This is a genomic window from Klebsiella sp. ME-303, assembly GCF_007910085.1.
Taxonomy (GTDB): domain Bacteria; phylum Pseudomonadota; class Gammaproteobacteria; order Enterobacterales; family Enterobacteriaceae; genus Klebsiella; species Klebsiella michiganensis.
In genome coordinates this window covers 13,512-27,625 of sequence record NZ_VOJB01000053.1, presented here as the reverse complement: position 1 = coordinate 27,625, position 14,114 = coordinate 13,512, and the positions used below count along the sequence as shown (strand labels likewise).

Annotated in this window: 12 protein-coding genes; 8 read left to right on the top strand and 4 right to left on the bottom strand. The window is 56.7% G+C overall.

Going from position 1 to position 14,114, the window contains the following annotated elements:
* The first annotated feature begins 104 nt into the window (after positions 1-104).
* The 7 genes from FQK12_RS02745 (at position 105) to FQK12_RS02715 (ending at position 7,793) form a co-directional block, all read left to right on the top strand.
* The gene (locus FQK12_RS02745) at positions 105-1,004 is read left to right on the top strand and encodes a proline iminopeptidase-family hydrolase (RefSeq protein WP_014230087.1); all 900 of its coding nucleotides are present in this window, start codon (positions 105-107) and stop codon (positions 1,002-1,004) included.
* Positions 1,004-1,942 carry an ABC transporter permease gene (locus FQK12_RS02740; RefSeq protein ID WP_004852520.1) on the top strand — a complete coding sequence of 313 codons (939 nt, stop codon included), beginning with the start codon at positions 1,004-1,006 and terminating at the stop codon, positions 1,940-1,942. The genes FQK12_RS02745 and FQK12_RS02740 overlap by 1 nt, the downstream gene beginning before the upstream one ends.
* Positions 1,939-2,784 (top strand): ABC transporter permease, encoded by an 846-nt coding sequence (locus FQK12_RS02735; RefSeq protein WP_014230086.1) that lies wholly within the window; start codon positions 1,939-1,941, stop codon positions 2,782-2,784. The genes FQK12_RS02740 and FQK12_RS02735 overlap by 4 nt, the downstream gene beginning before the upstream one ends.
* Positions 2,781-3,755, top strand: coding sequence for an ABC transporter ATP-binding protein (locus tag FQK12_RS02730; RefSeq protein ID WP_014230085.1), 975 nt, complete (start codon positions 2,781-2,783; stop codon positions 3,753-3,755). The genes FQK12_RS02735 and FQK12_RS02730 overlap by 4 nt, the downstream gene beginning before the upstream one ends.
* Positions 3,755-4,789, top strand: a complete 1,035-nt coding sequence (locus FQK12_RS02725) for an ABC transporter ATP-binding protein (RefSeq protein WP_014230084.1) — start codon at positions 3,755-3,757, stop codon at positions 4,787-4,789. The genes FQK12_RS02730 and FQK12_RS02725 overlap by 1 nt, the downstream gene beginning before the upstream one ends.
* Positions 4,770-6,284: an ABC transporter substrate-binding protein gene (locus FQK12_RS02720; protein ID WP_014230083.1), complete on the top strand. Its 1,515-nt coding sequence runs from the start codon at positions 4,770-4,772 to the stop codon at positions 6,282-6,284. The genes FQK12_RS02725 and FQK12_RS02720 overlap by 20 nt, the downstream gene beginning before the upstream one ends.
* Positions 6,285-6,518: 234 nt before the next feature.
* Positions 6,519-7,793: a dicarboxylate/amino acid:cation symporter gene (locus FQK12_RS02715; RefSeq protein WP_014230082.1), complete on the top strand. Its 1,275-nt coding sequence runs from the start codon at positions 6,519-6,521 to the stop codon at positions 7,791-7,793.
* Between the two features lie 296 nt (positions 7,794-8,089).
* On the opposite strand, the gene FQK12_RS02710 is transcribed toward FQK12_RS02715, so the two are convergent.
* From FQK12_RS02710 to FQK12_RS02695, 4 genes are all read right to left on the bottom strand, one after another.
* A complete protein-coding gene (locus FQK12_RS02710; RefSeq protein ID WP_042934387.1) occupies positions 8,090-8,707 on the bottom strand; it encodes a helix-turn-helix transcriptional regulator in 618 nt (205 codons plus the stop codon).
* Positions 8,708-8,815: 108 nt separating this feature from the next.
* Positions 8,816-8,956 carry a small membrane protein gene (locus FQK12_RS02705; RefSeq protein ID WP_140416757.1) on the bottom strand — a complete coding sequence of 47 codons (141 nt, stop codon included), beginning with the start codon at positions 8,954-8,956 and terminating at the stop codon, positions 8,816-8,818.
* Between the two features lie 366 nt (positions 8,957-9,322).
* The gene (locus FQK12_RS02700; protein WP_014230081.1) at positions 9,323-10,021 is read right to left on the bottom strand and encodes a response regulator transcription factor; all 699 of its coding nucleotides are present in this window, start codon (positions 10,019-10,021) and stop codon (positions 9,323-9,325) included.
* The gene (locus FQK12_RS02695) at positions 10,018-11,979 is read right to left on the bottom strand and encodes a sensor histidine kinase (protein WP_224357474.1); all 1,962 of its coding nucleotides are present in this window, start codon (positions 11,977-11,979) and stop codon (positions 10,018-10,020) included. Before FQK12_RS02695 ends, FQK12_RS02700 begins: the two co-directional genes overlap by 4 nt.
* 841 nt (positions 11,980-12,820) lie before the next feature.
* Here FQK12_RS02695 and FQK12_RS02690 point away from each other — a divergent pair.
* Complete coding sequence (locus FQK12_RS02690; protein WP_014230079.1) at positions 12,821-14,104, top strand: citrate synthase; 1,284 nt, start codon at positions 12,821-12,823, stop codon at positions 14,102-14,104.
* Positions 14,105-14,114: the final 10 nt, after the last annotated feature.

Here is a 14,114-nt window from a genome sequence, read left to right as displayed (position 1 = left end):
CGCAGCGCAAAACTAGTATTTTTGCTAACTGTTCAGCGTCCGGGGTTGCCGTTAGCGTTAAGACAGACCCCAACCCTCTTACCATCGACGATGAGGAATAGACCATGTGGAGCGAAATAGCGCCCGACCGGTGCCATAACATTGCGGTGGAAGGCTATAACGTCGTGGCCTATCAGTTTGGCGACGGCGATGAGACCGTTCTCTGCCTCAACGGCGGACCGGGGCTGCCCTGCGACTATCTGCGCGAAGCCCACGCCTGCCTGAAACAGCACGGCTATCGGGTGATCGCCTTTGACCAGTTGGGGACCGGAAAGTCCGACCGGCCGGATGACGCCAGCCTGTGGACGATGGCGCGCTATGTGCGTGAAGTGGAGACCGTCCGCCGGACTTTGGGCCTTGGTCAGGTGCATCTGCTTGGTCACTCGTGGGGCGGATGGCTGGCGATTGAAGTGGCATTGCACCATCCTGGCGCAATTCGCTCGCTGATTCTTGAAAACACCGTCGCCGATATGCCGCATCTGGTGCAGGAGCTGAACCGTCTGCGCGGGGCGCTGGGGCCAGAAACCGTCGCGATGATGCAGCGCTACGAAGCGCTCGGCTGGCTAGACCACCCAGCCTATCAGGCGGCGATTACGCTGCTGAATTACCGTCACGTGTGCCGTCTTGACGTCTGGCCAGAGCCGGTTACCCGCTCGCTTGGGGACTGGAATATGGGCCCGTATATCACCATGCAGGGGCCGAACGAATTCCTCTATACCGGTAATTTAAAAAACTGGAACCGCAGCGCTGAGCTGGCGTCAATCCGCGTGCCCTGTTTGATCACCAGCGGCCAGCACGATGAACTGACGCCCGCCTGCGCCCTGAAAATGAAGCAGGGCCTGGCGAACGCTGAAATAGCCATTTTTGCCAACAGCAGCCATATGCCGTTTTACGAAGAGCCGCAGGCTTACTACCCGGTGCTGCTCGATTTTCTGGCACGCCAGCGCGACGCGGGAGGCTGTTAATGCATCGTTACCGCTTTCTGCTTTTTCGCCCGCTACAGCTGCTGCCGGTTCTGCTGGGTATCAGCCTGATCACCTTCATGATGGTGCGCGCGATCCCCGGCGATCCGGCGCGTATTCTGCTGGGGGTGCGCAGCACGCCGGCGGCGCTGGCCCGCATTCGCGCGCAGTTTGCCCTCGATGAACCGCTGTGGGTTCAGTACGGCTATTTTCTGCGCAACCTGCTGCAGGGCGAGCTGGGGAAGTCGATTGTATACCGGGTGGATACCCTGAAGCTGATTGCCTCGCGGCTGGAACCGACGCTGTGGCTGGTGCTCGGCAGCGTTCTGCTGGCAGTAGCGTTGACGGTGCCGCTGGCGGCGATAGCCGCACGCCAGCGCGGGCGTCTCGCCGATCGGTTGATTCGTCTGTTTACGACCGCCGGGCTCGGATTCCCGGCGTTCTGGCTCGGCATCATGCTGATTCTGCTGTTCAGTATCGTGCTCGGCTGGTTTCCGGTCTCCGGCTACGGCAGCGATTTTTTAGACCAGCTGCACCATATGGTTTTGCCGTGCCTGACCGTGGCGCTGGCGCTGTCGGCGGTATTGATTCGCAACCTGCGCGCCAGCCTGCTGATGGAGATGAATAGCGACTATGTGGTGGCGGCCCGGGCGCGCGGGCAGCAGGAAAGACGTATCTTCTGGCGGCACGTGCTGCCGAACTCGCTGGTGCCGACCATCAATCTGCTGGCGGTGAATATTGGCTGGCTTATAGGCAGTACGGTGGTGATTGAAAGCGTGTTTGCTATCCCCGGCCTCGGACAGCTGCTGGTTAAGGCGATTTTTAGCCGCGACTACATGGTGGTGCAGGGCGTGGTAATGGTCTTTGCCCTTGCCACCGTGGCGGTCAGCCTGCTGGCGGATATTCTGACCGTGGCCCTCGACCCAAGGATAAAACTATGAAGGCGATAGCGACCTTTTCCCGCCTGCGTCAGCGGGCGATCCCGCGTCAGCAGGCGCTCTTCGCCGGGCTGGCGATAGTCGGACTATGGCTACTGGTCGCCTGTCTGGCGCCGTGGATAGCGCCGTTCGATCCTATTGTCCAGGACGCCTCTTCCAGCCTGCTGCCGCCGGGCGGCGCGCATCTCTTCGGTACCGACAACTTTGGCCGCGACGTTTTTTCCCGCGTGCTGTGGGGGGCGCGGGTCGATCTGCAAATCTGCCTGCTGGGGGTCCTGTTCCCCTTTATGCTCGGCACCACCCTGGGGGCGCTGGCGGGCTATCTCGGCGGCGTGGCCGACGCGCTGGTGATGCGGGTTATTGATATCGTGCTGGCCTTTCCGTTTCTGGTGCTGATGCTGGCGATTATCGCCATCCTCGGGCCGGGGCTGAGCAGCTTTTATATGGCGATGGCGATGGTGGGCTGGGTCTCCTACGCCCGGCTGGTACGCGCTCAGGTACTGACGCTGAAACAGCGCGATTTTATTCTGGCGGCCCGCAGTCTGGGCTACGGCCATCTGCGGATTTTGTTCCGCCATCTGCTGCCCAATGCGCTAACCGGAGCCATAATTTTTTCGATGTCTGACTGCGTTCTGGTGCTGCTGAACGGGGCCTCGGTGAGCTATCTCGGGCTCGGCGTGCAGCCTCCTACCGCCGAATGGGGGATTATGGTGGCCGAAGGGCAGAGCTTTATCACCACCGCATGGTGGATAACCACCTTTCCGGGGCTTGCCATCGTGCTGCTGGCGATGGGCTTCAGCCTGCTGGCCGATGGGCTGGGCGATAAGCTAGGGGAACGCGTATGAGCTTGCTGAAGGTAAATCAGCTGACGGTCATGCGCGGCGAGGATGTCGCGCTGGTGGATAACGTCTCGTTAACGCTTGAAGCCGGGGAGATGCTTGGGCTGGTTGGCGAAAGCGGGTCGGGGAAAACCGTGACCTGCCGGGCGCTGATGCGCCTGCTGCCGGGGGCCGGACTGCGGATTACCGGCGGTGAGGTTCTGCTGGACGGCCGGGATATCTTGTCCCTCAGCGAAGGGCAAATGTCGGCGGTGCGCGGCCGGGAAATCGGCATGATTTTCCAGAACCCGACCAGCCATCTCAATCCGGTGATGACCATTGGAGAGCAGATTGCAGAAAGTCGCCGCCTTCACTTTGCGGCAAACCGCCGTCAGGCGCGGGAGGATGCGCTGGCCTTGCTGCGCCAGGTCGGTATCCCGGACCCGCAGAATCGGCTCAATAGCTATCCGCACGAATTTTCCGGCGGCATGCGCCAGAGGGCGATGATCGCCGTTGCCCTCGCGCCGGAACCCCGGCTGCTGATTGCTGACGAACCGACCACCGCGCTGGATGTCACCGTGCAGATGCAGATTCTGCGCCTGCTCAGCGATCTGCGCGCCGAGCTGGGGCTGGCGGTCATTATGATCACCCACGATCTCGGGGTGGTGGCGCAAACCTGCGACCGGATTGCGGTGATGTACGGCGGCAGGCTGTGTGAAGTGGGCGGCAAACGCGAAGTGCTTGGCGGGCCCCTGCATCCCTACACCCGCGGGCTCATTGATTGTCAGCCGGCCAGCGAAGGCGGGCAGGGGAGGTTGACGATCATCGACGGCCAGCCGCCCAGCGCCGACCACTTCCCATCAGGGTGTCGCTTTCACCCGCGCTGCCGCCGCGCCGATGAGGCGTGTCAGAGCCAGCCATTGCTGCGTTACGGGCAGGATTGCCATAGCCACGCGGTGGCCTGCCATCACATTTTGCCAGCACGGCAGGAGGGATAATGGTTAACGCTCGCTGGCCGCTGCTTGAGGCCGATAATCTTTGCGTCACCTTCCCGGTTTCCGGCGGCCTTTGGCGGCCGAAGCGGGTCGTACACGCGGTAAACCGGGTCACGATGCAGATCTTTCCTGGCGAGACGCTGGGCCTTGTCGGCGAATCCGGCAGCGGTAAGAGCACGCTTGGCCGAGCGCTGTTACAGCTTGAACGGGTTGCCGATGGCGAGGTGCGGTTCGCCGGACAGCGCATTACCCATGGCTTAACCAGCGATATTGCCCGTCTGCGCCAGCAAAGCGCGATGATTTTCCAGGATCCCTATGCCTCGTTGAATCCCCGGCAGACCGTAGGAGAAAGCATCTCCGAGGTGCTGCGCGTGCATCAGAAAGTCCCGCGCGGGCAGGAAGCGCTGCGGGTTGCGGAACTGCTCACCCTGGTCGGCCTGCGTCCGCAGCAGGCCAGCGCGAAACCGTCTCAGCTAAGCGGCGGCCAGTGCCAGCGCGTCGGTATTGCCAGAGCGCTGGCCATGGAGCCGCGGCTGATCGTGGCCGATGAGTGCGTCGCGGCGCTGGACGTCTCTATTCAGGGACAGATCGTCAACCTGCTGATGGATCTGCGGGAAAAGATGGGGCTGGCGATTCTGTTTATCGCCCACGATCTGGCGATTGTGCGGCGGCTCTGCGATCGCGTTGCGGTGATGTATCTTGGGAGAATTGTGGAAGAGGGGCCGGCAGAAGCGGTCTTCACTCGACCGCTGCATCCCTATACCGCCGCGCTGGTCTCGGCGATCCCGGAAATCGACCCGGATAAACCGCTGCCGAAAAATTTGCTGGGGGGCGAGCCGCCCAGTCCCGTAGCCGTTCCACAAGGCTGTGCATTTCATCCGCGCTGCCCTTATGCGCAGGTGCAGTGCCGCACCGGCGCACCACCACCAACCCGGCAGATTGCCGATCGCGCTTATGCCTGCGTGCTCAACCTCGCGGGCGATGAGACCGTTTTTCCGTTAACTGGGGGATCTTTTGATGAAGCACAGGCAGATTAAGTTACTGGCGGCGAGCGTTTTTCTGGCGCTCAGCGTGGTGAGTGAAATAGCTCAGGCGGCCGGCGTATTGACCATTGGCCGCCGGGAGGACAGCACCACGTTTGACCCGATAAAATCGGCGCAAAATGCGGATAACTGGGTCTTTTCCAACGTCTTTGACCCGCTGGTGCGGGTGGATAAAAGCGGGACGAAGCTGGAGCCGGGCGTGGCCGAGAGCTGGACGATTTCACCGGATGGCAAAGTCTATACCTTCAAAATTCGCGCAACCCGGTTCTCGGACGGTACGCCGCTGACCGCCAGCGATGCGGCGTTTAGCCTGATCCGTATCCGCGATGATGAAGGCTCGCTGTGGCGGGATTCCTATAGCATTATTGCCAAAGCGGAAGCCACGGACCCGCGCACGCTGGTGGTGACGCTGAAATCGCCTTCAGCGCCGTTCTTATCGCAGCTGGCGCTGCCGAACGCTTCGGTGATTTCCCAGCAGGCGATGAAGGCGGAAGGCGAAGAGGCGTTTGCCGAAAAGCCCGTGGGCTCCGGCGCGTTTAGCGTGAAAGAGTGGCTGCGCGGAGAAAAGATCGTGCTGGTGAAGAACCCGAACTTCTGGCAGGCGAAAAACGTCAGCCTGGATGGCGTGGAGTGGTTAACCATTCCGGACGACAATACCCGCATGCTGAAAGTGCAGGCCGGCGAACTTGACGCCGCGCTGACCGTGCCTTTCTCGCGCATTGCATCGTTACAAAAGGATGCCAATCTGAAGGTGGAGCTGGATCCTTCTACTCGCGAGGACCATCTGCTGATCAATCATTCTCACGGCGCGCTGGGCAAGGTGGAAGTCCGTCAGGCGCTGGACTTCGCGATTGATAAAGACGCGATTGTAAAAACCGTGACCTTTGGCTACGGTCAGGTGGCCAATTCCTATATTCCCGCCGGAGCGCTTTACCACTATCAGGATAATCTTCGCCGGCCATACGATCCGCAAAAGGCCAAAGCGATGCTGAAAGCGGCGGGTGCTGCCGACCTGAAGCTGAACTATGTGGTCAATGCCGGGGATGAAGTCGATGAGCAAATTGCCATTTTGCTACAACAGCAGCTGGCAAAAGCCGGGGTGACGGTGAATTTGCAAAAAGTCGACCCGAGCCAGAGCTGGGATATGCTGGTGGCCGGGGAGTACGATATATCGGTGATGTACTGGACCAACGATATTCTCGACCCCGATCAGAAAACCACCTTCGTGCTGGGTCACGATGCCAATATGAACTATATGACCCGCTATCATAACGACCAGGTTAAAGCGCTGGTGGCCGCCGCGCGCGTTGAAATGGACAGTAAAAAGCGCGAGCAGATGTATATCGACCTGCAAAAAATGGCCAAGGCCGACGTGAACTGGGTCGATCTGTATTACAGCCCGTACCGCAACGTCAGCCGCAAAAATATCGATGGTTTTTATCAGAATCCGCTGGGACGTTTCTTCCTGGAGGATACCGTAAAACACTAATGCCTCTTTGCGCCGGTTGTCTTCTGACGCCGGCGCCTTTTTCATCTTACCGGCGGCGCGGCACGGTTTGATGCACATCAACGAGCACATTAACTTTTACTATAAAAACTAAAAAAGAGTTGTAACCCCGCCTGCTTTTATTCAATTTATGTGGTGAATGTTTAATGTATTCCAATAAATAAAACATATATACATTAAAAAACAACACGTTAAATAAATCAGGGGTTAATTTTTGTGGCAAGTGCAAACAAACTCACGCTGTTCATCGTCATCTTCATGCTGTTGGGGATCCTCTCCGGCGCGGCCATCCACGCTTACGCCGGGCAAACGACTATTACCGCATGGTCGGAAAACATTACGCTGCTTACCGACGTGTTTCTGCGCCTGATTAAGATGGTCATTGCGCCGTTGGTGTTCAGTACCCTGACGGTGGGGATTATGCGGCTGGGCGAAACGGCGACCATTGGGCGGGTCGGCGGTAAAGCCATGGTGTGGTTTATTACCTCGTCCATTCTCTCCATTCTGGTCGGGCTGGTGATTGTTACCCTCGAGCATCCCGGCGCCGGTTTGAACCTGGCGATCCCGAAAGAGTCCGTGGATACCGGGCTGGCGGTGAGTGGGATGAGCCTGAAAGGCTTTCTGACCCATACCATCCCCACCAGCATTACCGAGGCGATGTCCAACAACGAGATTCTGCAAATCGTGGTCTTCTCTATGTTCTTCGGTATAGCCGGGGCATCGCTGGGGGAGAAATTCAACGCCCCGCTGGTGGCGGCGCTGAACGTGGTTTCCCATATTATGCTGAAGGTGACCGGGTACGTGATGTACGTCGCGCCGCTGGCCATTTTCGCCGCGATCTCTTCGGTTATCGCCTCGCAGGGGCTGGGGATCCTGCTTAATTACGCCTCGTTTATCGGCGGATACTATGTCGCGATTCTGCTGACCAGCGCGGTGCTGCTGGCGGTGGGGTATATGGTGCTCAAAAAAGAGGTTTTTCGCCTGCTGAATATGCTCAAAGATCCGGTGCTGGTGGCGTTCACGACCAGCAGCTCCGAGGCTGCCTATCCGAAGACCCTGGAGCGTCTGGTGGAATTTGGCTGCTCGCGTAATATCGCGTCGTTTGTGCTGCCAATTGGCTACTCCTTTAATCTGGTCGGTTCAATGGTGTACTGCTCTTTTGCCGCCATGTTTATCGCCCAGGCTTACAATATTCAGCTGAGCTTTAGCGAGATTACCGTAATGATGCTGACGCTGATGCTGGCTTCGAAAGGGATTGCCGGGGTACCGCGTTCGGCGCTGGTGGTGCTGGCGGCGACCATCCCGAGCTTCAATATTCCGGTGGCGGGTATTTTGCTGCTGATGGGGATTGACCATTTCCTCGATATGGGGCGTTCAGCGATTAACGTGCTGGGTAACGGGATTGCGACGGCGATGCTGTCAAAAAATGAAGGTCTGTCGCAGAATGAGGTACCCGAGGCTGAAGTCGCGTCTCAGCAGGCGCAAGCCTGATCGTCGGGCGGCCTCTCTGACGGGGTCGCTTTTTGCGCAGAAAAAGAGGCCCCTGACAGGCACGCCAGGGGCAATGTGACGAAGTAACAGATTCCCTGGTAGAGGCATTTTTTATTGTATAAAAATACGCTCCGGTATTTTCATACCAGGGAACCGGGTCATGTTACCCGCTGCCCGTAACGCCTGAGTAGATGTTTTTCATTTTACCGATCTTTTTCGGAATCCCGTTCCTCGCAAGCCAGCAAATTCTTAATTTTACGGTACATAATCCGATCGTCGATGGCGCGTGCGCGCGTTTACCAGCGTTCTTTTAATAAGTTAATAAACTGGAAAAAGTCATAATTGTTATTAAGGCTGTATTTTTCCATAATTTTGCTTTTGTGCCAGGTGATGGTTTTGGGAGTGACTTTGTTGAGAGCAGAAATTTTACCGATATCAAAGCCATGAATAATGCCGGTGGCGACGGCTACCTGCGATTTGGACAACATCTTATGCGGGCAGTTTGTGCAAATTAGCGGCGAGTCGATCTTCTGCGTCAGAGGAAGCAGTTCACTTCTTTTCAGCTCGTGGGCAATAATTTCAAACATCTTATCGATATTAACGGCTTTGATTGAGACAAAGGTAACGCCCTTAAGGCAGTTGACGATCAGCTCCTTTTCCGGAAGTTTGTCATAGCTGTGTAATATAATCACCGAACTGTTTTTTTTACGGTTCTTAATACTGGTATTGCACAGATAGATCTCGCCGGGAAGAACTTCAGCGATGATGATATCCTTATCTAAAAAATCATTATGCTTATAAGAAAAAGCGGCTTTAAGGTTGCCGCTGCGGCTGATGAGCTCATTGACTATGGCAACCAACGACTCTCGGAGAAAAGTATTCCTGGTGTTGATAGCGATGTTTATTTTTTTCATGGCGTTATTTCCCTGATAAATCAACATAACGCCATGTTGTGATCAATCCTCCGGGCGTATGCGGTGGCTGCTGCTGGACAGATTTGGTTATTATTCGCGGGGCTTTAGTTATTTTCTGCGCGATGAATTCTTAGTTGAAAACGGAAATTTTTGTTTTCTCCTGTCTCTGATATAGGAAACAAGGCTGTAAACAGACACGCAAAGGCAAAATATGCACAGCAATAAGGCTAACCATGTTTGCATGGCCATGATAGATATCCTTTAACTTAATTTTAGGTGTTAAAAATGTACCTCGCCGGCACGGGAATATTTTTATACTCTTCTTTAAACCGTGCTCGCGATACGCGTACGAAAAGCGCGCGGCAAGCGTCCTGAATTCAGCTATCGCTGGATCAGCAATAGTCGGTTCGCTCAGGGACGCTTTGGGCCGGTACGCTCACGACACCATGTCAATGTAAGAAAATTCTTAATGTGCTGTCAGTCTCATTTCTCTCATTCCTCTCAAAAACTGAAAAAAATTAACAAGAGGAGCAAAACTGAAAACAACTTCGCAATGACGCCGCGCGGATGGCGGAATACTGACCGGCAGCGCTGCTGCTGCCGGCCGGGGAAAGGTCAGGAGAGAAACGCCAGCCCTTTGCCAAAAATCGCGCGAATCGGCAGGGTGATACCGTGAAGGCGGGCCTTGTGGCGCAGGCGGCTGATCACGACGTCGATTCGGTGCAGTTCCGGTTCGCCTTCATCGGTAAACAGAGAGGTGTGCAGGTCAACCTTGCTGCAGACCTCATTGCGGTTACGCATTAACACTTCCAGCAGTCGGTACTCTTGCTGCGTGAGCGGCAGGGCCAGCCCAGACGGCGCCACAAGGTGCTCGTTCTGGAGCACCCAGTGAGACGGCGCTGGCCGCTCTGCTGATGGCGGCGGGTTGACGCGTTCCGTCGGTTTTTGCTGGCGAAGCCGGGAGCCAAGCGCCTGAATACTCTCCGCTAGGTCGGAAAAGTTGACCGGCTTGATGAGATAGAGATCGGCGCCGGCGTTTAAGGCCTGGAGCCGATCCTGCTCATGCCCTCTGGCGGTCACCACCACCAGGCCGAACTGGCCAATTTCGTGCAAATAGTCCAGCACGCTAAAGCCGTCCTCACCCGGCAAGCCAATATCGATAAGCACAATATCAACCGGATCGCGATGCAGCTGCCGCCAGAAGGCTTCGGCGCTGCGCACGCCCCAGGCATCGAAGCCGCGATGGCGCAGAAAAGCCAGCAGCTCGTCGAGTAAATCAGCGCTATCTTCGATGATTGCGACGCGTAATGTCATGATGTGTCCTTCTGCTGTCCGTTAACCGGGAGCGTGAGCGCAAATTTGCATCCGGCCGACGTGTTCTCTGCCAGCCACAGGTCCCCGCCGTGAGCCTGGATGATTTGTCGGGCGACATACAGGCCAAGCCCGGTCCCGGCCGGCGTTGCGGTATCCGTTTCGCCGCGCCGATAGCGCTCGAAAATATGTTCGACCTGTTCAGGCGGGATGCCGGGACCGCGATCGCCAATGCGTAATTCCACGTGTTTTTCCTGCGGATAAATCTCGATGCTTATCTCCCCGGAGGCGGCATATTTCACCGAGTTGTCGAGCAGGTTGGCGATGGCGATACACAGTAGCCCGCTATCAATAAACAGCACCGGTGAAGGGGAGTCCGGACCCACAGTTTGCCCCTCAAGGGTGACATCCAGATAATGGTTAAGCGAAAGATCCACGACCGTCGCGGCCATATAGATCACGGGCAGCAGCGCTGCATCCTGCCTGTCGGCGTGCAGGTCCCTGGAGGAGAGCCGGGCGTCGGCCAGGCAATTATCGGTAAGCTGTACCAGACGGGTTGTCGCCCGCTGCATGCGGTCGAGGCGCGAGCTCTGCGTCACCGTTGCGGGGCACAGGCGCAGGTTTTCCAGCGCGGCCTGGAGGATCGCCAGCGGCGTTCTGAACTCATGCGCCACCATTCCCATAAACTGGCGCTGGTGGAAGCTGGCCTCGCGTTCAATCTGTAGCTCTCGCGCCAGCTGCTGCTTGCGTACCAGAGTCCGGTTTTCCGCCCGCACCCGCAGTACGGCGATGATCAGGACGGTGACGATATGAATAATCAGCGCGTACTGCCAGGTGGAATAGACCCCATTATGAAACGGAATGACGCCGTGGATAGAGAGCAGTGCCAGCCCGGCGGAGACGACATATATCGGCGGCAGCAGCCCCAGCAGCAGCGTATTGATATCAATCGCTTTGCGCCGCCACAGCATCCATGACGTGATTAACAGAATAGGGGCGGCGATAAAAAATATCCCGGCCTCTATCTGCATCGCCAGGCCGTAAAAGCCCAGCGGAATACTGATTTGCAGAACGATGTTTAAACCGATCGCCGCCAGCAGCAGTTGATGCAGCCGCGGCATATTTTTCTTGAGATCGAAAACTTCGCTATGCAGCCACAGCGCGGTGGCGTAGCTCACTAGCGACAGGCAGCTGATCATATAATCCTGAACCGGCAGCAGGGCGCTGCCAAATAACCACTCCGGGTAGCCATGCAGGGCCGCGACGAGCGGATAGTTTAGCGAGAACAGGCAGATCCCCCACAGCAGGCGCCGACGCAGCGCGATGGCAAGCCACAGGGCGATGCCGCTGGCAATTACCGCCAGGCCAAAATAGAAGCTCCAGAAAGCGGTATCGAGCGTGGCCGAACGCACGAACTCCTGCGGCGAGGAGAGCGTCGCCAGCAGAATCAGGGTGCTGCTGCTCTGGAGACGGAATACCATCTCGTAGCCAGCCGCCGTCGGCGGGGGCGGCAAAATCAGAACGCTTTCGCGGTAGTCGAGATCGTTATCCCGGGCAGACGCATGGTCGCCAAACTCTTTCTGTCGCCATGGACTGTCGCTGCCGTAGGGGCGATAAAACACGGTCAAACGATCGACAAACGACGGACCGAGCTGCAGCCAGCGCTGTTCGCCAGCAAATAAGGCCGCCGGGAGCGAAGTACGTAGCCAGTAGGCCTTTGTCGAGTAGCCGAACGACGGGATAAGCGGCGCCGTTTTTAGCACCTCTTCAGGGAGTGAAAGAAAGGCGTTGAGGGTCAGCGTGTCGCTGGCGTCGGCGTACCAGTAGACCGGAATATCAATACCCAGCTGGCGGACCTCCGCGCGGGCTGGCACCCCTATCTGCAGAGCGATAATGACGCCGCACCATGCCCAGAAATGCGCGCTGCGGCTCCTGCGAATAAGATCATAAAAAGCGCACAAACGATTCAATCACGCCCCCTTGTGGCATGGATTAATCAATCAGACGGTATAAACGCAGAGGAACGCTGCCGCAGGCACAGGTACCCCTCCGCATTCGGGAAATAAACGTCCAGGACCGGGCAACGCAGCATTCTGCTGGTGCCGAAGATATTATTCCAGCGTTATCTGCACGCCGGGTAACTGGCCAGACCTGCTGTAAGAAGATTCTCAATCAACGTTAAAGTAGGGGGGAGGTGCATAATAAGCAACCTGAAAGTTCAGGCGCAGCATACGAGTTTATGATGTTATGCCATAAATTGACGCGACAGCTATATAAAATTGGCATTAGATTATTTAATCAGCGCATATAAAAGCAGCGGGTTATATTCAAGTTTAATTTACGCTGAAATAACGATAACGGACAATATCTGCGGCGAGTGAGGCGCATTTGGCGATGAATCCACCGCGGCTGATGGGATGACCGGTCGCACAGACCCTCATAAAAGACCGCCGACGAGCGTGTGATAAAAAACTGACACCGGCAGTCCATGGCACCGCGTACGAGTAGCGGATTTATGCGGGCAAAAAAATAAAATGGTTATATATTGACCTGTGATGAAATAAAATCAGTATTCTAAGGCGTGATAGTAGAATTTAGATGAGGGTAATTTCGGGGTAAGCGTATTTTATGCGGTTGAAAGGGCGATTTTCTGTTTCTTCCCCACCCGTAATAGCGGTCCTTTATCAATGTTTTGGTTATTTACATCAAAGAATCCGCGGACGACTGTGGTTATGTTGGTTATTCCGCCTGGAAAAATGACCAGGTAAATCATTCACTCGTTGTGCAAGGAGACCTGACAGGATGACGACGAAATCGCTAACGCTGTCTTTGGATGAACAACAGTCCATTCCGTTGAGTACGGTCTCAGGGACGCAGGGCTATCCCGGCATGGATATTCGTCCGCTGGCGTCCGCAGGTATATGCAGTTTCGACCCCGGTTTTGCTAACACCGCAGGCTGTACGTCGGCCATCTCCTGGATTGATACCGAAAACAGCGTTTTGCTGCACCGCGGCTATCCGGTCGATCAGCTGGCTCGCCAGTGCGACTTCCTTGAGGTAGCCTGGATTCTGCTGCGGGGCGATGCGCCTGACGAAGCCAGCTATCAGTCGTTCAAAAACACGATTACCCGCCATAGCCTGGTACACGAGCAGATTGGCCGCATGTGCAGCAGCTTTCGGCGCGACTCGCATCCGATGGCCTTAATGTGCGCTCTGGTGGGCACGCTGGCGGCGTTCTATCACGATGTGCTGGACGTTGAAAATCCTGAGCACCGCGCGCTGGCCGCCACCCGCCTGCTGTCGAAAATGCCGACGCTGGCGGCGATGAGCTATAAGTTTTCTATTGAGCAACCGGCGCAGTATCCGCGCAACGATCTTTCCTACGCGGGGAATTTCCTGCATATGCTGTTTGCTATCCCGGCGGAGCCGTATCAGCTGAATCCGGTGATTGAGCAGGCGATGAACCAGATCCTGGTGCTGCACGCCGACCACGGCCAGTGCGCATCGACGACCACCGTCCGGGCGGCGGGCTCCTCCGGGGCGAATCTTTTTGCCTGCATTGCCGCCGGGCTCGCTTCTTTATGGGGACCGGCCCACGGCGGGGCGAACGAAGCCAGTATGCGGATGCTGGAGGAGATCAACACCGTCGACCAAATTCCGGCGTTTCTGAGCAAAGCGAAACGCGATCCGCAGGCGTTTCGTCGTCTGGGATTCGGTAACTCTCGCTACCGTCATCTTGATCCGCGCGCCGCTATTTTGCGCGAAACCTGTCACCGGGTGCTGAAGGAACTGGGGATGTCCGATATGCCGCTACAGGTGGCGATGGCCCTTGAAGAGGTGGCGCTGACTGACCCCTACTTTGTTGAAAATGGCCTGTCGCCGAGCGTGGATTTCTACACCGCGGTGATCCTTAAAGCGATGGGGCTGCCTTCATCGATGTTTGTGGCGATTACCGCCGTAGGCAGAACGCTTGGCTGGGTGGCGCACTGGAACGAAATGCACGAAGCGCCGCTGAATATTTATCGCCCCCGGCAGATTTATACCGGCGAAAAGCGGCGGGATTACGTTTCGCGGCGTGAAGGGTGACGGCAATCGG

Bases quoted from the DNA above. Each gene is read 5' to 3' on its own strand.
- FQK12_RS02690 (WP_014230079.1), top strand. From the start codon at position 12,821: ATGACGACGAAATCGCTAACGCTGTCTTTGGATGAACAACAGTCCATT.
- FQK12_RS02725 (WP_014230084.1), top strand. From the start codon at position 3,755: ATGGTTAACGCTCGCTGGCCGCTGCTTGAGGCCGATAATCTTTGCGTC.
- FQK12_RS02700 (WP_014230081.1), bottom strand. From the start codon at position 10,021: ATGACATTACGCGTCGCAATCATCGAAGATAGCGCTGATTTACTCGAC.
- FQK12_RS02730 (WP_014230085.1), top strand. From the start codon at position 2,781: ATGAGCTTGCTGAAGGTAAATCAGCTGACGGTCATGCGCGGCGAGGAT.
- FQK12_RS02710 (WP_042934387.1), bottom strand. From the start codon at position 8,707: ATGAAAAAAATAAACATCGCTATCAACACCAGGAATACTTTTCTCCGA.
- FQK12_RS02735 (WP_014230086.1), top strand. From the start codon at position 1,939: ATGAAGGCGATAGCGACCTTTTCCCGCCTGCGTCAGCGGGCGATCCCG.
- FQK12_RS02740 (WP_004852520.1), top strand. From the start codon at position 1,004: ATGCATCGTTACCGCTTTCTGCTTTTTCGCCCGCTACAGCTGCTGCCG.
- FQK12_RS02705 (WP_140416757.1), bottom strand. From the start codon at position 8,956: ATGGCCATGCAAACATGGTTAGCCTTATTGCTGTGCATATTTTGCCTT.
- FQK12_RS02745 (WP_014230087.1), top strand. From the start codon at position 105: ATGTGGAGCGAAATAGCGCCCGACCGGTGCCATAACATTGCGGTGGAA.
- FQK12_RS02720 (WP_014230083.1), top strand. From the start codon at position 4,770: ATGAAGCACAGGCAGATTAAGTTACTGGCGGCGAGCGTTTTTCTGGCG.